The sequence below is a fragment of the Paenibacillus pseudetheri genome, assembly GCF_924513355.1.
Taxonomy (GTDB): Bacteria; Bacillota; Bacilli; order Paenibacillales; family Paenibacillaceae; genus Paenibacillus_AQ; species Paenibacillus_AQ pseudetheri.
This window is the reverse complement of sequence record NZ_CAKMAB010000015.1, coordinates 51,345-70,761: the sequence shown is the minus strand read 5'-3', so window position 1 is coordinate 70,761 and position 19,417 is coordinate 51,345. Positions and strand designations below refer to the sequence as shown.

Below are 19,417 nucleotides of genomic sequence, written 5' to 3'. Positions count from 1 at the left end.
TTAATCATAAAGGGGTCGCAAGGTATGGAAGAACAAGATCAAATTGTAGATCAGAATACTGAAAAAAACACAGGGCCAACGAGTGAGGAACTATGGAACGAAGACACGTACACAGCTTGGGTTGCCCGATTTGGTACGCCGTCAGAGGCCGCAGCCAAGTTGATTAAGGAACCAGGTGCAAAGCTGTACCCGCTCTCATCTTATTTTGGAGATGTACAGGGTAAAAAGATGATGAATCTCATGGGATCAAACGGAATGAAGGCGGTCGCGCTGTCATTAATTGGAGCGGACGTTACTGTTGCTGACTTCTCAGAAGCTAATGCGCGTTATGCAGCTGATCTCGCACAAGAAGCAGGTGTTCAGCTTAACTATATCGTATCGGATGTTCTTAAGCTGCCAGATCACGTGCTCGATGGTTCATATGATATCGTATTTGCTGAATTAGGAATTGTACACTACTTTACCGACCTTGCACCGTTTATGGAAACCGTCCGCCAGTTACTTTCTCCTGGTGGGATTTTTGTTCTACGTGATTTCCATCCTGTGACAACTAAGCTTATATCCTCGAAGGGTTCTACAGCGAAGGTTCGTAAGCACAAAGTTAGCGGGGACTATTTCGATACGACATTGGAAGAAAAGAAGGTCTCGTACTCTAAGTATTTGCCTTCCACAGGCAAACCATTAGACGAACAGGAACATAGCGTTGTATATTGGCGCCGCTGGACGCTTGGAGAAATTGTAACAGCTGCTGCCAGTTCCGGGCTTGTGATCCGCCAATTGGTTGAAGAACCCAATCTATCCTCGGATGTTTATGATAAAGGAATACCAAAGACATTCACCTTAGTGGCTGGAAATGGTCAGAACCTGTAGGTTATTCGAATGTAAGGATTACAACTGTTATACACATATGAGCTGAACTAAAGGCTGCTTCGTCCGTGAAAGGACGGTGTAGTCTTTTTTGCTTGCTTCAAAACATAAAATTTTAAACTTTTTTACGGAGAATATTCCATTACATTGGAAACCTATAGGTAATACAATAATTTTACATTCAACATTTGAAAGCGATTACTTTATAAAAAGGCATTCATAAAGGATTTGAGGTGGATATGAAATGGACGAAGTATTACTGCGAATGGCGGGGATTGATAAGTTTTTCCCAGGTGTTCATGCATTGAATCAATGTCAATTTGAGCTGAAGCGTGGGGAAGTGCATGCATTAGTTGGTGAGAACGGCGCAGGAAAATCAACCTTAATGAAGATTGCAACAGGTGTCTATTCCAAGGATGCGGGTCAGATGTGGTACAAGGGATCTGAGGTGGAGATTACTAATACTCGTGCTGCGCAGGAACTCGGGATTAGTATTATCCATCAGGAACTAAATCTAATGCCGCATCTTACAGTAGCCCAAAATATATTTATTGGTCGTGAGCCGCGCAAGGCACTGAAATGGTTCGTTGATGATCTGGAGCTAAATCGTAAGGTGCAGGAACTGTTTGATCAGATGAATCTAAAACTAGATCCGAAGACATTGGTCTCAGATCTGACAGTTGCTAATCAGCAAATGGTTGAAATCGCTAAAGCTTTGTCCTTCAATGCGGAGGTACTGATTATGGATGAACCAACTGCAGCATTGACAGATACGGAAATTAACGAGTTATTCCGTATGATCGAGCAATTACGAGAAGAAGGTGTAGGTATTATATATATCTCTCACCGCATGGATGAGTTGAAACGGATCACAGACCGCATTACTGTCATGCGGGATGGTTGTTATGTGGATACCGTTCGGACGGATTCAATAACCATTGATCAGATTATTAGCATGATGGTTGGTCGTGAACTGTATCAAACGTCGAAGCCAACGGCTTCGTTACTGACTCAACAAGTCGTACTAGAGGTTCGAAATTTATCTAATGGGCAGTTGTTGAAGGATATCAGCTTTCATCTGAATAAAGGTGAGATTCTGGGCTTCGCTGGATTAATGGGAGCTGGACGTACTGAGGTTGTTCGTGCCGTATTTGGAGCTGATCCTATCGATAAGGGTGAGATTAAGCTACATGGAAATACGGTTCGTATAAAACAGCCTCATCAAGCGGTGCAACATGGCATTGGCTATTTGTCTGAAGATCGCAAGCGCTACGGGCTGCTTGTAGATATGGACATTAGCATGAATAATGCGATTGCATCCTTCTACAAATTCCGTAATACATTCGGATGGATGAGGGATCGGGAGATGCGAAAGTCCGCGGAGCAGCATGCGGAAGCACTAGCAACCAAGACTCCAAGTGTAAGTCAAAAAGTCAAATTCTTATCCGGTGGCAATCAGCAAAAAGTAGTTATCGGAAAATGGCTAACGAGAAATTGCGATGTGTTGATCTTTGACGAACCAACACGTGGTATTGATGTAGGAGCGAAAAGTGAGATCTATAAGTTGCTTGATCAGCTAGCAGGTGAGGGAAAAGCGATCATTATAGTCTCTTCAGATCTCCCGGAGATTCTAAGAATGAGCCATCGCATTATTGTCATGTGTGAAGGACGTATAACTGGTGAACTACTCGCAGAAGAAGCATCGCAAGAAGCGATAATGAAATATGCGACGATGCGTTCATAATCGTTCAAGAGTTTATCGGAGGTGTCAAGGTCATGAAGATCGCAGATAAAGGGATTAGCCAGCCTATCAGCTCGAAGCAAACCGGGGCGCAATCAGGGTTTAAACAAAAATTATTAGCATTCGCAAGTTTGATCATACTGGTCATCTTATTTTCCGTAGCATCAAGTAACTTTTTTCAGTTTTCTAATCTAGTTGGAATCCTCGTCTCGACTGCTGTAATTGGAGTATTAGCGCTGGGCGCAACCTTTGTAATTATTACGGGTGGAATCGATCTTGCGTTAGGTACTGTAATGACCTTCTCTTCGGTAATGGTTGGTGTCATCATTACATTCTGGGGTCTGCCCGTACCACTAGGAATTGTAGGTGGAATTCTAGCTGGTGCACTATGTGGCTTTATAAGTGGTTTAATGGTGGCGAAAATGAATATTCCACCTTTCATTGCTACGCTGGCGATCATGATGGTCACTAAAGGATTGTCACTTGTCATAACGGGTGCCAAGCCGATTTATTTCAATGATGATCCGATTTTTGCCAAGATTGCAATGGGCAAGATGATCCCAGGCATTCCTAACACCATCGTAATCTTCCTATTGCTCGGTGTTATCGCAAGCATCATCTTGTCGAAGACCATTATTGGACGCTATAACTTTGCACTTGGCAGCAATGAAGAAGCAACTCGCTTATCCGGTGTGAATACGGTCAAATGGAAGATTGTGATCTATACCATCACAGGGATTTTCAGCGGAATCGCTGGTATCTTGATGGCATCACGGCTAAATTCAGCCCAGCCATCACTTGGCACTGGTTATGAACTTGAAGCTATAGCGGCTGTCGTCATTGGAGGCACATCTTTAAGCGGGGGCGTAGGTTCTATTCTAGGTACGATTATTGGTGCACTGATTATGAGTGTACTTACGAATGGCTTACAGATTATGTCCGTTGCTCAGGAATGGCGGACAGTCATTGTCGGTGTTGTTATCATCATAGCAGTATATGCTGATATTCTTCGCAGACGGAAGCAATGAACGAGGTATTATCTCCATACGGAGTGATATACAAAGCAAATGAAGAGGGGGAAGATTTAAATGAAACAGCGTCGAAGAGGGATTATCATGCTTGCCAGTCTGTTACTGGCTACTACCTTACTTGGTGCTTGTAACAACAGTGATAGCAAGAAGAGTGCATCCGGCTCAGACAAACCATATATCCCAGTCATTTCAAAAGGCTTCCAGCATCAATTCTGGCAAGCGGTGAAGCAAGGAGCCGAGAAGGCTGCCAAGGAGTTTAATGTCGAGATTACGTTTGAAGGACCTGAAAACGAGAGTCAGGTAGATAAACAAATAGAGATGCTGCAGACGGCGCTAGATAAGAAACCAGCAGCAATCGCGTTAGCAGCTCTCGACAGCAAAGCAGCGATTCCATATCTGGAAAAGGCAAAGGAAAATAATATTCCAATCATTGGCTTTGACTCTGGTGTAGATAGCGATATTCCTGTAGCAACCGCAGCAACTGACAATAAAGCGGCGGCAGCTTTGGCAGCTGATAAAATGGCTGAGTTGATCGGCAAAAAGGGTAAAGTAGGTTTAGTTGTACATGACCAAACAAGCAGCACAGGTCAACAGCGTCGTGATGGCTTCTTAGAACAAATGAAAGCGAAATATCCTGATATTGAAGTGTTAGAGCCGCAATATGGCGGTGGAGATCAGTTGAAGTCCACGGATCTTGCGAAAGCGATGATGCAAGCCAATCCGGACCTAAAAGGAATCTATGGCTCAAACGAAGGTTCTGCAGTAGGTGTAGCTAATGCAGTAAATGAATTACAGATGGGTGGAAAGATTGTGGTTATCGGCTTTGACTCCGGTAAACAGTTAATGGATGCTATTCGTAGTGGTGTTGTAGCTGGCGCTGTTACACAGGACCCCATTGGTATTGGGTATCAAGCGGTGAAGGCAGCTGTACAGGCGATTAAAGGGGAGACCGTTGAAAAGAATATTGACACAGGGTTTCACTGGTATGATAAGAACAATATAGATTCCGATGAGATCAAACCTCTGCTGTATGAATAGAAGAGATTAATAATAGAGGTTGCCTCAAGAAGGCAACCTCTATTATGCTTATCTGAAAAGGTAAACTTTTACATTACAAGTAATCAATGAGTCAATAGCTGAGGAGGTGTTGGATGTATAAGATTATTCTAGTTGATGATGAAGATGAGGTACGTGAGGGGATTAAACAGAAGATAGCATGGAATAATCATGGTTTTGAACTTGTTGGAGATTTCGATAACGGCAGAGATGCCCTTGATGCAATTGAGCAGGTTCGACCGGATGTGATTATTACAGATATTTGCATGCCCTTTATGGATGGACTAGGATTGGCCAAAGCTGTAATGGAACGATACCGTGACATGAAGGTCATTATCGTAACTGGTTATGAAGACTTCGAATACGCTAAACAGGCTATAACCTTGAAGGTGACGGAATATTTGTTAAAACCAATTAATGCTCGTGAGTTTGCCGAATATCTAAGCAAGATGAAGCAGGATTTGGATGAAGAGCATTTGCAAAAGGCCAATATCGCAAAGCTTCGTATGCAATTAAATCAGAGTTTTCCTTTGCTTCGCGAACGTTTTCTGGAGAAGCTTGTTACTACTCGTATGAAAAACGACGAGATCGAGAATAAAATGAATTATTTTCATATACAGCTGCAGGGTGCGGCTAACCTTGCTATCGTAATCGATATAGAAATGGACAATCGTAGCCTGGATATTGCTTCTGATGCTGAGCTACTGCGCTTTGCTGCTTTTAACATTGTGCAGGAGCAACTTGAGAAGGAGCAGGGCGGTGTCGTATTTCAGACGAGAGATGGAAAACTCGCTGCGATATTATCAGGGGATTCCGAAGAGATCGAAGTCACAACACAACTTCTTGCAGATCAAGTACAAACCAGCCTGAACAAGTACTTGAAGCTGACTGCAACCATCGGCATCGGTAGAAAATACGCTGAATTACAGCAAATTCCACAATCATTCCAGGAAGCGATTTCATCCATAGAATATCGATATCTTTTAGGCATAGATAAGGTTATCTCCATACAGGATCTTGAGTTCGGCAAAGGATTGGATCAAGCACATTTTTCTTCATGGGAAAAGCAATTCATATCCGCGTTGAAGACAGGTAAAGCATCAGCGATCTCGGAGGTCCTCTTGAAATGGTTTCAGGAGCTAAAGAGCAATAGCTCTTCTATAGAAGACTGCCGCAGTAGCATCTACCAAATGCTCGTCACTCTAATGAACTATGTGGTCGATATCGGATTCCCAAATACAGAGCTTGTTTCGCATAATATGTTTGCTGAGGTTGCAGCCCTCAAGACTTTAGATGAAGCAAGGAATTATTTGGAGAAAACTTGCCACGAGTTGATACTCAAGCTATCGGAACAAAGAACAACCGTCAGAACATCTCAGATGAAAGCAGCAGAAGTTTATATTCGGGAGAATTATTGTAATGACAGCTTTTCACTTCATGAGCTGTGCAGCCATATTTTTATGAGCATCAGTTATTTCAGTGCGACTTTTAAACAGCATACTGGAGAGACTTTTATTGAGTATTTGACTCGCCTTCGTTTGGAAAAAGCTAAAGAGCTCCTTACCGTCACACAGTTGAAGACTTATGACATCGCTGCTAGAGTTGGCTATGCTGATCCTCAGTACTTTAGTGTGATTTTCAAACGTAATGTTGGGATCACACCGAAGGAATATCGACAGCGACAGAAGGAGAATCTCCTTCTATGAAACCCCGCCGCTTCTTCCGAAGCCGAAGTATTCATAATAATATCGCTATTTCTTTTTCACTTCTTATCCTCTGCACGACTATAGTACTAAGCTATACTTCATACCGACTCTCCTCAGCTGCCGTCATGGGGAATTCCGTAGCCTATACTTCACAATTAATAGAACAAGTAAAACTGAACATCGAGAATTATATTAGCAACATGGAGAGTATTGCTGCTTTGGTATTAACTAGTAGTGATCTTGAGAGATATGTAAAAGGTTCGAGTTTTGGAAAAGAAGGGAAGGTCAAAGATAAGCAGTTAGCCAGCCAATATCTTCGATCTGTTGTCCAATCCCGCACCGACATTTCTTCTATAGTGTATGCAAGCTCGGAGGGGATAACGGTTTCGGATCGACTGGACGCAGTTTTGAAACCGCTTCCTGAATTGATGGCTCAAGAGTGGTATCAGCAAGCTTTGAACCAGACGGGAGTGGCTGTCTCCTCTTCACATGTGCAGCACTTATTTCAGGATGAATATCGTTGGGTAGTGTCGATCAGCAGAAAGCTTTCGGATACTTTTTCTGAAATGGAAGCAGATCGACAGGGTGTGTTACTTGTGGATCTTAATTACAGCGTTATTAACAATTTGTGTAAACAAATCGAACTGGGAAAACGCGGTTATGTATTCATCGTAGATCCGTCAGGGAGCCTAGTCTATCATCCTCAACAGCAGCTGATCTACTCACAGCTTAAGTTCGAGCAATTGGAAACCGTTCTTGGGATTAAGAGCGGGTCGGTTACGGTGAATACAGGGAACGAACAGAAGCTGTACACGGTGGATACAACCAGCTTTGGTTGGAAGATTGTAGGGGTAACCTATCCAGATGATCTAGTTGCTAACAAACAGCAGATGCAAGGTACCGCTGCCTTGTGGGGAGCCGTAAGTCTCATCTTTGCCATGGCTATATCTGTACTTCTTTCGTACGCACTAACTAAGCCGCTCAAGAATCTAGAAATTAACATGAAAAAGGCTGAGCGCGGTGAATTCGACATTCGTGTGGAAATTGAGAGCACGAACGAAATTGGCAAGCTTGCCCGAACATTTAACCTGATGATTATGAAGATTAAAGAGTTGATGAGCCAGATTGTGATGGAGCAAGAGATGAAGCGTGTGAGTGAGTTGAAGGCATTACAAGCACAGATTAAGCCCCACTTTTTGTATAATACGCTAGATTCGATCATCTGGATGGCAGAGACCGGTAAGAAGGAGGAGGTGGTCGAAATGACCTCATCATTATCGAAGCTGCTGCGTTCTACGATTGGTGAGGGCGAGGAATTGATCCCGATCGCAAGAGAATTAGAACATATTCGACACTATCTAACGATTCAGAATATGCGCTATCGCCATAAATTCACTTATTCGATAGAAGTGGATGAAGACATTCTTGAATGCAGTATATTGAAATTGGTCCTTCAACCCTTAGTTGAAAATGCGATTTATCATGGGATAAAGCATAATCCTGAGCAAGGGCACATCCTGATTAGGGGTAAAAAAGAGCAAAACGATATTACCATTCAGGTTATTGACAATGGTGTCGGCATGAATCCAGAGCAGATGGGCAAGTTACTGCTTCAAAAGGCTGATTACAGGATTGGCAGTGGGGTAGGCGTCTCGAATGTAAACCATCGCATTCAGCTTTATTTCGGGGACCATTACGGTTTGTCTTTTGCAAGTGAAATGGAAGAAGGGACGACGGTCACTTTAAGAATTCCTGCGCTCTATGAGGAGGAGTGTCCATGAGTTCACTATGGTCAAAAATAGGCCTGTCTGCTCTACTGTTATTCTTCATTGTAGCGCTCGGGTGGGTAGGTTATCGTATGTTTACGAATGAGCTTGATCCAAAAGTCAGAACCATTATCTACGTTCCTAAGACTATCGATACCAGTATTGAATTCTGGGAGGTAATGAAACAAGGTGTGGCGACTGCTGCCAAGGAATTCGGTGCAGATGTCCATACGGTAGGTACAGATACCGAGCTAGATGTGGATAAGCAAATTCAAATACTGGAACAGGCGATGGAGGAGAAGCCCGATGCCATTATTTTGGCTGCTACCGACTATTATCGTCTCGTTCCGGTTGCAGTGAAGATTAAGGCTGCTGGTATCACTCTTATTACGGTAGACTCGGGACTGAACGGCGGTATATCGGAGAGTTTTATCGCCACAGATAATTATGAAGCAGGCCGTAAAGCAGCGCAGAAGTTGATTGAAAATATTCAAAGCGACGATCAAGTCGCCATTATGAATTTTGTACAAGGCTCCGCTACAGCTATCGAGAGGGAGAAAGGGGTTCGGGATGCTTTATCTCAGAATGGAGTTAATCTTGTGCAGGATACCCTTTATAGTAACGGATCTTCGAAGAAGGCATATCAATTAACTGTTGATCTTCTAAAGAATCAGCCACAACTAAAGGGAATCATTGGTCTCAATGAGCCCTCTACGTTAGGTGCGGGACTGGCAATTATGGATATGGGCTTGAAATCAAAAGTGAAGCTGGTTGGTTTCGACAATTCCAGTAGTGAGGTTCAGTTGCTGGAGAATGAAACGATGCTGGGAACAGTGATTCAAAAACCTTTTACTATGGGGTACTTGGCTGTGAAAACTGCACTTGAAGTCGTTTCAGGTCACAAAGTAGCTCCTGTTATGGATACAGGCTCCGAATTTATTACGAAGGAAAATATGTACACAAGTGAGAATGAAAAGTTAATGTTTCCCTTTATAGAATAAGCAAGCAATAACGCCTTCGGCGTTCCTAAAAGACGGTTAGCGTTTATGTGAGAAATATAAGGATAAGTATAGTGTGAAACTTTTACTTTCTATATTTCAAATAAGGGAGCGCTCAAAACCACTATGGCTTTGGACGCTCCCTTTTAAAGCATATAAGGACCTATAAGTTGTTTAATATTTCGGCAAAAGATTGCTGCAATGGCGTTAATATATGATCTTTTCGCCAAGCCAGTACAAAACCGCCGCTCTCAGGCAAAACTCCCGGTAGAGGAGCATAACAAAGACGACCTAACGCAAGTTCTGCTTCAATGCTGACTCTAGAACAAATGCCTACGCCATCTCCCTCGCTAACTAACTTCTTTAGAGTTTCAGGTGAATTCAACTCGGATCGGTTCCACAAGCGACTATGATTTATTTCTGCCCATTGATCCGCAAATCCCCGTAAACAAGAACCACCCTCATACTGAATCCAAGGCTCAAGCGCGATCTGTTCTGGTGTTAACTTCTCTATAGTTGCAAAAGGGTGACTAGTGGCAAAAATGAGCACAGGCTCGTCGCGGACAACCAGCTGAAAGTTAAAGGATTCATCATGCCAATCAGAAGTGTGTAAAATAGCCATTTGAATTTCTCGGCTTCGGAGTCGTTCCTTTAACAAAGTATCACTTTGGATCGTCATTGAATTATTAATCCCAGGATATTGTTTCATGAATTGGATTAGCGCTTTAGGTAAAATATAAGTTGCAGGAATATAACTTGCTTCCAGCTTTAAAGTACCTTGTGACGGGGAAGAAAACTGTTTAACAGTACGTTCAGCTTCGGCTGTAAGTGAGACAATCTTGAGCGCATATTGATAAAGGGCCCGACCCGCATCTGTGAGAAGTACTCTTCCACTTCGATATTGGAATAAAGGCGTTCCAAATTCATTCTCTAGATTCTTCATATGAAAAGATACTGTGGGTTGTTTAAGGCCTAATTCAGCAGCTACATCGGTTACTTTCTTATATTTTTCAAGTAGGATAACGATCTTAAACTTCATAATATTCATGACTTTCCTCCGCACAATGCTAAGTTAGATAACAAATTATATCTCCATTATAGATTAAATCTATACATATATATAGTTTCTATTGGTATTTTTATTGTTGGCTTTACAAAGTTAAGAAGTTTCTCTAACGAACGAGCCCTAGAATAAGAAGAGTCAGAGGGGCCAAGAAGCTCCGGACAACAACAATAGCATATGCGTACAATGCACTTTTACAGTAAACAAGCATATGGGGGCCAAAGCTCCACAACACCATGTTAAAGCTTTCGAAGCCAGTTTCATATGAACTGTTTGAGGAAGCCGTGCTAACAAAACATTTAGGAGGAGACAAAACAATGCAATTAAAAAAATCTTGGGTTATGACTTTGGCTTTAACAAGCGTACTGGCACTTTCAGCTTGCGGTAATGGTGGGGCAAACAACACGGGAGGAAACGCTGCAGCTACAAATGAAGGTAGCGGCGCTAAAATAAGTGGTTCGATTCTAGCTTCAGGTTCAACAGCACTACAACCATTGGTTGAGCTGGTAGCAGAGAATTTCATGGATAAAAATGCTGGTGTGGACATTCAGGTTCAAGGCGGCGGCAGTGGTACTGGTCTTACTCAAGTAGCTGAGAAACAAGTAGATATCGGTAACTCTGACGTATTCGCAGAAGAAAAACTAAAAGATAAAGATGCAGAAAAAGCAGCAGCTCTTGTAGATCATCAAGTAGCAGTAGTAGCGATCGCAGCAGTAACCCATCCAGATGCTGGCGTAGACAGCTTGACTAAGCAACAGCTTCTAGATATTTTCACAGGTAAGGTATCGAACTGGAAAGAAGTTGGCGGAGCGGATCAAAAAATCCAAATCATCAACCGTCCAGGCAGCTCCGGTACTCGCGCAACCTTTGAAAGCTTTGCACTAGGAACTAAAACTGAAGATATCCCAGGATCGATTCAAGAAGATTCCTCCGGTACTGTTAAGAAAATGATCGGAGAAACTCCAGGGGCTATCGGTTATCTGGCTCTTTCATACCTTGATGATTCAATCAAAACACTTAGTCTTGATGGTGTAGAAGCCTCTGTAGACAATGTTATTTCTGGTAAATATCCAGTATGGGCTTACGAGCACATGTACACAAACGGCGAACCAAATGAAACGGTAAAAGCATTCCTTGACTTTTTCTTAACAGACGAAGTACAAACAGGTGAAGTCGTTGAGCTTGGATACATTCCAGCAGTGAAAATGCAAGTTACTCGTGACGTTTCAGGAAATGTTACAGCTAAGTAATTCACTTCTAAGCAATTAGTAAGGATTAGAATCTCAAGTGATTAGAGGCGGATACATCTGCCTCTCTTTTCACTTTAGAAAGAGGGAGCAATTGAGGGTGAAACTAAAAAACTCACGCATCGAGAAACATCATATTGAAGACTTTGTGGGACGTACATATATGTCCTTCTGTGTACTGCTATTGATAACAATCATTGTATCGATGGTATATTTTGTGGCGTCTAAAGGTATTTCAACTTTCACAAGCGGCGATGTTAGCGTTACTGATTTTCTATTCGGAACAAAGTGGTCACCTGAAGCAGATACGCCATCCTTTGGTGCTTTTCCGTTTATCATGGGATCTTTCTTAGTTACTCTACTTGCAGCATTGATTGCTAGTCCACTTAGCCTTTGCGCTGCGCTGTTCATGACTGAGATTGTCCCAGGATGGGGAAAAAAATTGCTTCAGCCCGTAATCGAGCTGTTGGCAGGTATCCCTTCAGTTGTTTATGGTTTCATCGGATTAAGTGTTATTGTACCGTTTCTACGCAACAACCTGCCTGGTCAAGGCATCGGGGTAGCTGCAGGCGCGCTTGTGCTCTCGGTCATGATTCTTCCGACGATTACAAGCGTGGCTGCAGACGCGCTGGCTTCATTGCCGCAAAATTTAAAGGAATCCTCCTATGCGCTTGGTGCCACCCGGTGGCAGACGATCTCTCGAGTGATTATTCCGACAACGTTTCCTGCTATTATGACTGGTATTGTACTAGGGATGGCACGTGCATTCGGTGAAGCCCTTGCTGTACAGATGGTTATCGGGAATGCGCCATTCGTACCAAAATCACTCTTTGAATCAGCTTCTACCCTGACGAGTGTAATCACACTTGGAATGGGGAACACAACCATGGGCTCTGCGCACAATAATGCTCTGTGGAGTATGGCACTGGTTCTTATGCTGATGACCTTTGTATTTGTCTTCTTTGTGAGACTGCTTGAAAGGAGAAATAAAATTTGAAGCCGAGAACCGTAAATAAAATTGCCACAAGCCTTATTGTGTTTTTCGCATTGCTCATCGTAGCTATTCTGGTTGGTCTATTAGGATATATCCTCTTTCGAGGTCTTAGTCACATTAGTTGGGATTTTCTATTCTCTGCACCGCAAAAAATTCGAGCAGGTGGAGGAATTGGCCCGCAGTTATTCAACTCCTTATTCCTTTTGGTACTCACGCTAATAATTACAGTACCTCTTGGTCTGGGTGCCGGTATTTACATGGCAGAATATGCTCGGCCAGGAAAAATCACAGGCTTTATTCGCTTAATTGTTGAGGTATTATCTTCGTTCCCTTCAATCGTAGTCGGCTTGTTTGGTCTATTGCTGATTGTTAACTATTTTAATCTTGGCTTCTCCTTAATCTCTGGAGCACTGGCATTGACGGTCTTTAATCTACCGCTGATGGTTCGGATTACTGAACAAGCTTTCCGTAGTGTTCCAAAGCAACAAAAAGAGGCTGGTTTTGCACTAGGATTGTCCAAATGGAAAATCGTAACCTCTGTGTTGTTTCCAGTAGCATTACCAACGATTATTACGGGTACTATTTTGTCCGCTGGCCGTGTCTTTGGGGAAGCAGCCGCATTGATGTTTACTGCAGGAATGAGTAGCCCAAGACTAGATTTCACCAACTGGAATCCACTTAGCCCGAACTCACCACTGAATCCTTTTCGTCCAGCTGAAACACTGGCTGTTCATATCTGGAAGGTAAATAGTGAAGGCATTGCTCCTGATGCCGCGCAAATAGCTGCGGGAGCTTCAGCAGTACTTGTAATTATGGTATTAATCTTCAACTTGGCAGCACGATATTTCGGAAGATTTATTTATCGTAAGCTTACAGCTTCAAAAAGAATGAACTAATTCCTAAAAATTAAAGTAGAGATGTAGGAGGAGTAATCGATGGGAACGTCGGCAACAGCAGTGCGTGAATCTTTTCAAACCGAGGACCTGAGTATTTTTTATGGAACATATGAGGCAGTTAAGGGGATTAGTCTTCCTTTTGCTGAAAATACGGTTACTGCACTGATCGGCCCATCCGGCTGCGGTAAATCAACCTTTCTTCGTTCACTGAACCGTATGAATGACGAAATCTCCGGATCAACAACCAAAGGAAGCATCTGGATTGATGGCGTTGATATTAATGCTCCTGGAACAGACGTTATCAAACTGCGTCAGAAGATCGGGATGGTTTGGCAAAAGCCGAATCCGTTCTATAAGTCCATTTATGATAACATTGCCTTTGGACCTAAGTACCATGGGGTTAAAGGAAAAAAAGCACTTGATGAGATCGTAGAGAGCAGCCTTCGTAAAGCAGCATTGTGGGATGAAGTGAAGGACCGTTTAAAAGATTCAGCATTAGCATTGTCCGGTGGACAACAGCAGCGGCTTTGTATTGCAAGAGCGTTGTCAGTTAACCCGCAAATTCTACTCTTGGACGAACCAGCATCCGCACTAGATCCAGTTTCCACGGGTAAAGTAGAGGAGCTCATCAAGGAGTTAAAAGAAGAGCTACGCATAGTAATCGTGACCCATAACATGCAACAAGCTGCACGGATTTCTGATTATACGGCTTACTTTTATCTAGGATCTCTTATAGAATACGATAAGACGGATAAGGTCTTTACTAATCCTGAGAATCAAATGACACAAGAATATATCATGGGTCGTTTCGGCTGAAGCCTTTCAACATCGTTCCTTAGGGAACGGTGTTTTTTGTTTCTATTATTTGCAAAAGGGAGATAGATACTGTATTATTATTGATAATGATTATCATTATTATAGGGAGTGGATCTTATGACACAAACTCAACCGACTCAAAAGAATAGCGTAGCTGAAGTAATAAAGGAACGTCGCTCAATTAAGCTTTTTAAAAAAGATCCACTGCCACAAGGTCTATTAGAGGAATTGTTAAATGTAGCTGTATGGGCGCCCAATCATGGGGTGCGTGAGCCGTGGAGATTTATTGCTTTTCAAGGTGATGGTACAAAGTTCTTGGCTGAAGCGGCATTTGCTTTCGTGAAACGTGCCTTTTCTGATCCTGAAGTGGCTGCTAAGCGAAAAGAATATATCTCAAATATTCCTTTAACGTTAATTGTGGTGATGCCTGAAGATCCGCGGCAGAGAGAGTGGGATGAGGATTTTGCAGCAGCGTCAGCACTTGTGCAGAACTTCCAGCTAGCGGCTTGGGAGCAAGGTGTGGGAACGATATGGAAGACCGATCCTTATATCAATAATCCTGAATTCCGTAACAAAATTGGTGTGAAGCCAGGAGAGAAGATCATAGCTATGATCCATGCTGGATACCCGGAGACTGTGCCAGACAGCCGTCCACGGACGGATGCTTCTGAACTACTGAAGATCATTGATAGCTATCCAGAGAACGATGTGGTGGAATAAGCAGAAGATTTTATAGTATTTAAATAATGAATATCAAAGGAATATATCTCCGAAGCATCCGAAGGGATGCTTTTTTTGTTTTATGAATATATAGCAATATATAATGTACATAATGATTGATATTGATTACAATTTGGTTAAGTGGATGAATTTTATTAAGGAGGGAAAAGCATGGGGGAGAACAAGAACATCAAGATGAAGCTGGCACGTATACAAAAAGATCTTTCCCAAGAACAGTTAGCGGAAGTTGTAGGGGTTACAAGACAGACGATTGGTCTGATTGAAGCCGGAAACTATAACCCAACGCTTAAGTTGTGCATAGCCATCTGTAAGGCATTGGATCGAACATTAAACGATATTTTTTGGGAGGAATAAGATTTAGAGGGTCAAAGATCAAGGATTAAGGATTGAGGATGAACGGAATATATCTGCTGCCGAGTAAAGAAGGCGACGTGAGAGGGTATAAGAAAATCAATTTATTTTGGGGAGCTGCCAGCACATTAATATGGGCTGTGTTAATGTTCGTATCTGATCTTAGAGAAGCCGGGGATTTGGATATTGCAAAAAGTATCATGAGCATCCTTGTGGGTTCCTTTATATTTTTCAAAGGGATTACATGGATGCAGTGGTTCATTATTAAAAGATCCAATAAAGATACGGACAAAATCTAGATGGTTACGAAAACTAATAATTCACGCTTGTAAAACTAATATGATTAGTTTATATTTAAGCTAATACCATTAGTTTTATGGAGGGTAACGATGAGATTAACACGTGAAGGTCATTTACTGCAGCTGACTTGGATGCCAAGAGTGTTTCCTGTGAATTGTTACTTGATTGAGGAAGACAATGAATTGACTTTGATAGATGCGGCAATGCCGTTTAGTGTAAAAGGAATTATCGATACCGCAGTGAAGCTTGATAAAAAGATCACTCGTATTATATTAACGCATGCTCATGACGATCATATAGGTGCACTGGATGAGCTAAAGAGACAGCTTCCAGAGGCTCAGGTGTACATTTCAGAAAGGGATTCGGCATTGCTTCGCGGAGATCGTTCACTTCGTGAGGGAGAACCTCAGACCCCTATTAAGGGAGGCGTACCCAAGAAGGTCACAACAAAGCCAGATGTATTACTCTATGATGGGGATACCATTGGTTCATTAACAGCAATTCTAACGCCTGGTCATACCCCTGGTTCTATATCCTTCATTGATTCACGAAGCGGCGCTGTTATCGTTGGAGATGCTTTTCAAACCTTCCGGGGAACCGCAGTTTCAGGAACCGTAATTCCTTGGTTTCCGTTTCCGGCTATGGCAACCTGGAGTAAAGATCAAGCAATAAAAAGTGCGATTAAGCTTCTAGAGGCTTCCCCGACTATACTGGCTACTGGACATGGAGACTTACTTAGGAACCCAGTACAAACCATGGAGAAGGCTATTCACAAAGCACAAATGATTCAAGATAGGAGTAATTAAAATGTCACCTAGAGCAGGATTAGATCGTCGTACGCTAGTTATTGCAGCAGCAGAAATCGCCGATCATGAAGGAATAGAGGCCGTAACCTTAGCCGCATTGGCTAACAAACTAGGTGTTCGTTCTCCGTCTTTATACAATCACATTAACGGGCTACAGGAATTGCGCACACAACTTGCGATTTATGGACTAGGAGAGCTTTCCAATGCAATGAACAACGCAGCTAAAGACTTTAGTGGAGACGACGCTGTACAGGCGATGGGGCGAGCGTATGTGGATTTTGCTAGAAGCCGACCTGGATTATACGAGACAACGCTGCGAGCCCCTGAACAAGCAAATACGGAGCTGGAAACGGCAAGTGATCATATTTTGAAGCTTATCATTCATGTGATGAAGGATTATCAATTGGGTGATGAAGGAGAAATTCATGCAGTACGCGGGTTACGAAGCATATTGCATGGCTTTGCCTCTTTGGAACAAAAAGGCGGTTTTGGACTGGCGCTTGATACTAATGTGAGCCTATCTCGGCTCATCAGTACTTATATTGCCGGCATCGGAAATATGAAGTCTAAATAATGGAGTACATAGGAGATGATGTAGTGATGTATAAGGGATATGAAAAGGAAAGTGTTATCACTTTTGGGGAAACTGCAGAAATCGTTGCCAAGATTGGGATTTTGCCGCTTGCCACTCTGATTCCTGAGCACCCATCTTTAAACGGATTAACGAAAGCGGAGAATTGGCATACAGGTTCAGAGCTAGATCCATGGTCATGGCGTGTAAGGTTTCCTGGTGAAGGCCTGGCTGGATACGGTAAATTTGTTAAGAAAAAAGCTATCCTGGTCTCTAGGGAGTGGTTTCCAGCATTTGTGGTAGCTGTAGGTAGTACTAAATCTATAGAAGAACGTTATAATGACGGATTAGCCAGCAGAGAAGCAGTGACTTTACTGCAAATTATTCGTGAACATCAAGGGATTGATACGCGTATACTTCGTGTTGAAGCTGATATGAAGGCTAAAGAAAAGAAGACGGCTTTTGATAATGCGGTTACGGAGCTTCAGGCATCGCTGGACATCGTTATTTCAGGTGTAAAAGAACGCCAAAATGCAGAAGGTGAGAAAAATGGCTGGAGCAGTACCTCGTTTGAGACTGTAAGCCACTGGATGGAAGATAACGGTCTTTCCGCATTTGAAGGCGATAGAGAAGACGCAAAAGCTTGGCTACATTCGAAAATGAATGGCATATGGTCGCCTGCAGCAATAGCCTGGACGAACAAAGCATTCTCATGGAAATAAAAACGGTTAATCACTACTCCCTTGAGAGTGATTAACCGTAAGCGTATTCTAATAAAATCATATCCATCACATTATTGTTCCAACATGGGTGCCAAGTAAGCAATCAGGAAATACAAGAATCCGAAAAACAGCATAACATAGGCGGTATATTTGATTGCATTAGATGCAACAATTCTTGAATCCACCGGTGCTTGAATTTCGAGCTGTTCTTCTTCAACGCTGTCAATTTCATTGGATACTGGATCTCTTAACATGATAATCCCCTCCTTGGAAATTCAATCCTTAACTGTATTGTGACATATTTGTGAACGGAAATCAACAATAGTGTGAACAAATATTGAACTTTTATTCAAATTTGGACTATTTATTTTCTGGATATCTTGTATGCAATAAAAAACAACCTGCATTTGTCCTCGGAAGAGGAACCAAGCAGGTTGTTTGGCATTTATTTATTCAATAATTTAAGCGAATAATTCAAGCCCAATCTCCATCACGGAAGATAGGTACGGTTGTTCCATCATCCTTAATACCATCAATGCTCATTTCAGGTGAGCCCATCATAAAATCAACATGTGTATGGCTTTGGTTCATTCCTTTTTCTTGCAATTGTTCTTTGGTCATTGTCGTACCCTCTTGAAGGGTAAAGGCATATGCTGCACCTAAGGCCAAATGGCAGGAGGCATTCTCATCATATAATGTGGTGTAATATAGAATTCCGCTCTCAGAAATCGGGGAGTGGAAAGGCACCAAAGCGACTTCTCCAAGATAAGCAGAACCTTCATCTAACGCGATAAGGGAAGCAAGCGTTTCTGAACCTTTTTCAGCGGTGAACTCCGTTACTTTTCCGTTCTCAAAGGTGAGAGTGAAATTGTCAATAAGATTACCCCCATAGCTAAGCGGCTTAGTGCTGCTTACCTTACCATTCACACCAGACTTCAGTGGGGCAGTAAATACTTCTTCTGTAGGGATATTGGCTAGGAAAGGGACTCCTTTGCCATTGACAGCTCCTGCTTGACACCAAATATGCCCCTCTGGTAGCTCAATCGTTAAATCGGTTCCATGTCCTGTATAGTGCAGCTTGCGGAACTTATTATCATTCAAGGTAGTACAACGTGCTTTCAGACCATCTAAATGTTGACTCCATGCTTGAATAGGGTCAGTTTGATCCGCACGTGTAGCTTTAAAGATAGCATTCCATAGCAAATCAATTTGCTGATCAGGTGATGCTTCAGGGAATACTTTTGCCGCCCACGATGCTGATGGGAATGCTACAATACTCCAGCTTACGTGATTCCCCATTAACAGCTCACGATATGGAGCTAATGTCTGTCCAGAGATCCGCTGATTATCCGCAATTCTTCCTGACTCAACACCGCTCAATAGATCTGGATTCGTTGAAGTTATCGATAGAAATGCTGCACCTTTTTTAGCCAAGTCTTCCAATTCATCTGCTTGCCATTGTGGCGGTTCCAAAAAGGAATCGGATGGAGCAAGGTCATAACGAGTACGTGTAACAACCTCATCACTATAATTAACCTTGACTAGCTTCGCACCCGCTTCATAAGCTTTACGTACTACAAGACGCACTAGTTCTGCGGAAACGATGTCGGCATTTACAACAAGCGTCTGTCCAGGTTGGATATTAACCCCAATCTTCACTGCCAGCAAGGCATAATTCTCCAGTTTTTGCTTGAAATCCAACATAGTTTCTACTCCTTCCAATATCTCAAGTCTTTATTTCATAT

General features: G+C 42.5%; 20 protein-coding genes. 17 read left to right on the top strand and 3 right to left on the bottom strand.

From position 1 onward, the window contains the following. Nucleotides 1–24 precede the first annotated feature (24 nt). The 7 genes from L1028_RS15505 (at nucleotide 25) to L1028_RS15475 (ending at nucleotide 9,168) form a co-directional block, all read left to right on the top strand. Entirely contained in the window at nucleotides 25–870 is an 846-nt protein-coding gene (locus L1028_RS15505; protein ID WP_234535303.1) for a class I SAM-dependent methyltransferase, read from the top strand. 241 nt (nucleotides 871–1,111) lie between these two features. Beyond that, nucleotides 1,112–2,611 (top strand): sugar ABC transporter ATP-binding protein, encoded by a 1,500-nt coding sequence (locus tag L1028_RS15500; RefSeq protein WP_234535302.1) that lies wholly within the window; start codon nucleotides 1,112–1,114, stop codon nucleotides 2,609–2,611. A gap of 32 nt (nucleotides 2,612–2,643) precedes the next feature. Next, entirely contained in the window at nucleotides 2,644–3,636 is a 993-nt protein-coding gene (locus L1028_RS15495; protein ID WP_234535299.1) for an ABC transporter permease, read from the top strand. Nucleotides 3,637–3,696: 60 nt separating this feature from the next. After that, nucleotides 3,697–4,677 carry an ABC transporter substrate-binding protein gene (locus L1028_RS15490; protein ID WP_060623448.1) on the top strand — a complete coding sequence of 327 codons (981 nt, stop codon included), beginning with the start codon at nucleotides 3,697–3,699 and terminating at the stop codon, nucleotides 4,675–4,677. A gap of 113 nt (nucleotides 4,678–4,790) precedes the next feature. Beyond that, nucleotides 4,791–6,401: a response regulator gene (locus tag L1028_RS15485; RefSeq protein ID WP_234535297.1), complete on the top strand. Its 1,611-nt coding sequence runs from the start codon at nucleotides 4,791–4,793 to the stop codon at nucleotides 6,399–6,401. Further along, nucleotides 6,398–8,182, top strand: coding sequence for a cache domain-containing sensor histidine kinase (locus L1028_RS15480; RefSeq protein ID WP_234535295.1), 1,785 nt, complete (start codon nucleotides 6,398–6,400; stop codon nucleotides 8,180–8,182). The genes L1028_RS15485 and L1028_RS15480 overlap by 4 nt, the downstream gene beginning before the upstream one ends. Then, nucleotides 8,179–9,168: a substrate-binding domain-containing protein gene (locus L1028_RS15475; protein WP_234535293.1), complete on the top strand. Its 990-nt coding sequence runs from the start codon at nucleotides 8,179–8,181 to the stop codon at nucleotides 9,166–9,168. The genes L1028_RS15480 and L1028_RS15475 overlap by 4 nt, the downstream gene beginning before the upstream one ends. Nucleotides 9,169–9,328: 160 nt before the next feature. Here the strand turns inward: L1028_RS15475 and L1028_RS15470 are convergent, their stop codons facing one another. Further along, nucleotides 9,329–10,213, bottom strand: a complete 885-nt coding sequence (locus L1028_RS15470) for a LysR family transcriptional regulator (RefSeq protein ID WP_234535291.1) — start codon at nucleotides 10,211–10,213, stop codon at nucleotides 9,329–9,331. Between the two features lie 332 nt (nucleotides 10,214–10,545). On the opposite strand from L1028_RS15470, the gene L1028_RS15465 reads away from it, so the two are divergent. The 10 genes from L1028_RS15465 to L1028_RS15420 all read left to right on the top strand — a co-directional run bounded on the left by L1028_RS15465 (nucleotide 10,546) and on the right by L1028_RS15420 (nucleotide 17,672). Continuing rightward, on the top strand, nucleotides 10,546–11,478 hold the full coding sequence (locus tag L1028_RS15465; RefSeq protein ID WP_234535289.1) for a phosphate ABC transporter substrate-binding protein PstS family protein: 933 nt from the start codon (nucleotides 10,546–10,548) through the stop codon (nucleotides 11,476–11,478). 91 nt (nucleotides 11,479–11,569) lie between these two features. After that, nucleotides 11,570–12,472 (top strand): phosphate ABC transporter permease subunit PstC, encoded by a 903-nt coding sequence (pstC, locus tag L1028_RS15460; RefSeq protein ID WP_234535287.1) that lies wholly within the window; start codon nucleotides 11,570–11,572, stop codon nucleotides 12,470–12,472. Then, nucleotides 12,469–13,365, top strand: a complete 897-nt coding sequence (gene pstA, locus L1028_RS15455) for a phosphate ABC transporter permease PstA (protein WP_060623454.1) — start codon at nucleotides 12,469–12,471, stop codon at nucleotides 13,363–13,365. The genes pstC and pstA overlap by 4 nt, the downstream gene beginning before the upstream one ends. Before the next feature lie 39 nt (nucleotides 13,366–13,404). After that, on the top strand, nucleotides 13,405–14,181 hold the full coding sequence (gene pstB / locus L1028_RS15450; protein WP_042188599.1) for a phosphate ABC transporter ATP-binding protein PstB: 777 nt from the start codon (nucleotides 13,405–13,407) through the stop codon (nucleotides 14,179–14,181). Nucleotides 14,182–14,298: 117 nt separating this feature from the next. Further along, on the top strand, nucleotides 14,299–14,901 hold the full coding sequence (locus tag L1028_RS15445) for a nitroreductase family protein (protein WP_234535285.1): 603 nt from the start codon (nucleotides 14,299–14,301) through the stop codon (nucleotides 14,899–14,901). Nucleotides 14,902–15,072: 171 nt separating this feature from the next. Next, a complete protein-coding gene (locus tag L1028_RS15440; protein ID WP_234535283.1) occupies nucleotides 15,073–15,276 on the top strand; it encodes a helix-turn-helix transcriptional regulator in 204 nt (67 codons plus the stop codon). A gap of 38 nt (nucleotides 15,277–15,314) precedes the next feature. After that, nucleotides 15,315–15,572: a hypothetical protein gene (locus L1028_RS15435; protein ID WP_234535281.1), complete on the top strand. Its 258-nt coding sequence runs from the start codon at nucleotides 15,315–15,317 to the stop codon at nucleotides 15,570–15,572. 90 nt (nucleotides 15,573–15,662) lie between these two features. Then, complete coding sequence (locus L1028_RS15430) at nucleotides 15,663–16,379, top strand: MBL fold metallo-hydrolase (protein WP_234535279.1); 717 nt, start codon at nucleotides 15,663–15,665, stop codon at nucleotides 16,377–16,379. A gap of 1 nt (nucleotide 16,380) precedes the next feature. Beyond that, nucleotides 16,381–16,953, top strand: a complete 573-nt coding sequence (locus L1028_RS15425; protein ID WP_234535277.1) for a TetR/AcrR family transcriptional regulator — start codon at nucleotides 16,381–16,383, stop codon at nucleotides 16,951–16,953. Between the two features lie 26 nt (nucleotides 16,954–16,979). Further along, a complete protein-coding gene (locus tag L1028_RS15420) occupies nucleotides 16,980–17,672 on the top strand; it encodes an AlkZ-related protein (protein WP_234535427.1) in 693 nt (230 codons plus the stop codon). Nucleotides 17,673–17,743: 71 nt separating this feature from the next. Here the strand turns inward: L1028_RS15420 and L1028_RS15415 are convergent, their stop codons facing one another. Beyond that, on the bottom strand, nucleotides 17,744–17,926 hold the full coding sequence (locus L1028_RS15415; RefSeq protein WP_234535275.1) for a hypothetical protein: 183 nt from the start codon (nucleotides 17,924–17,926) through the stop codon (nucleotides 17,744–17,746). A gap of 220 nt (nucleotides 17,927–18,146) precedes the next feature. After that, nucleotides 18,147–19,376, bottom strand: coding sequence for an aminopeptidase (locus L1028_RS15410; protein WP_234535273.1), 1,230 nt, complete (start codon nucleotides 19,374–19,376; stop codon nucleotides 18,147–18,149). Between the last annotated feature and the right edge of the window lie 41 nt (nucleotides 19,377–19,417).

Bases quoted from the DNA above. Each gene is read 5' to 3' on its own strand.
- L1028_RS15470 (WP_234535291.1), bottom strand. From the start codon at position 10,213: ATGAATATTATGAAGTTTAAGATCGTTATCCTACTTGAAAAATATAAG.
- L1028_RS15500 (WP_234535302.1), top strand. From the start codon at position 1,112: ATGGACGAAGTATTACTGCGAATGGCGGGGATTGATAAGTTTTTCCCA.
- L1028_RS15475 (WP_234535293.1), top strand. From the start codon at position 8,179: ATGAGTTCACTATGGTCAAAAATAGGCCTGTCTGCTCTACTGTTATTC.
- L1028_RS15485 (WP_234535297.1), top strand. From the start codon at position 4,791: ATGTATAAGATTATTCTAGTTGATGATGAAGATGAGGTACGTGAGGGG.
- L1028_RS15445 (WP_234535285.1), top strand. From the start codon at position 14,299: ATGACACAAACTCAACCGACTCAAAAGAATAGCGTAGCTGAAGTAATA.
- pstB (WP_042188599.1), top strand. From the start codon at position 13,405: ATGGGAACGTCGGCAACAGCAGTGCGTGAATCTTTTCAAACCGAGGAC.
- L1028_RS15410 (WP_234535273.1), bottom strand. From the start codon at position 19,376: ATGTTGGATTTCAAGCAAAAACTGGAGAATTATGCCTTGCTGGCAGTG.
- L1028_RS15430 (WP_234535279.1), top strand. From the start codon at position 15,663: ATGAGATTAACACGTGAAGGTCATTTACTGCAGCTGACTTGGATGCCA.
- L1028_RS15435 (WP_234535281.1), top strand. From the start codon at position 15,315: ATGAACGGAATATATCTGCTGCCGAGTAAAGAAGGCGACGTGAGAGGG.
- L1028_RS15415 (WP_234535275.1), bottom strand. From the start codon at position 17,926: ATGTTAAGAGATCCAGTATCCAATGAAATTGACAGCGTTGAAGAAGAA.
- L1028_RS15425 (WP_234535277.1), top strand. From the start codon at position 16,381: ATGTCACCTAGAGCAGGATTAGATCGTCGTACGCTAGTTATTGCAGCA.
- L1028_RS15480 (WP_234535295.1), top strand. From the start codon at position 6,398: ATGAAACCCCGCCGCTTCTTCCGAAGCCGAAGTATTCATAATAATATC.
- L1028_RS15505 (WP_234535303.1), top strand. From the start codon at position 25: ATGGAAGAACAAGATCAAATTGTAGATCAGAATACTGAAAAAAACACA.
- L1028_RS15490 (WP_060623448.1), top strand. From the start codon at position 3,697: ATGAAACAGCGTCGAAGAGGGATTATCATGCTTGCCAGTCTGTTACTG.
- L1028_RS15465 (WP_234535289.1), top strand. From the start codon at position 10,546: ATGCAATTAAAAAAATCTTGGGTTATGACTTTGGCTTTAACAAGCGTA.
- L1028_RS15495 (WP_234535299.1), top strand. From the start codon at position 2,644: ATGAAGATCGCAGATAAAGGGATTAGCCAGCCTATCAGCTCGAAGCAA.
- L1028_RS15440 (WP_234535283.1), top strand. From the start codon at position 15,073: ATGGGGGAGAACAAGAACATCAAGATGAAGCTGGCACGTATACAAAAA.
- L1028_RS15420 (WP_234535427.1), top strand. From the start codon at position 16,980: ATGTATAAGGGATATGAAAAGGAAAGTGTTATCACTTTTGGGGAAACT.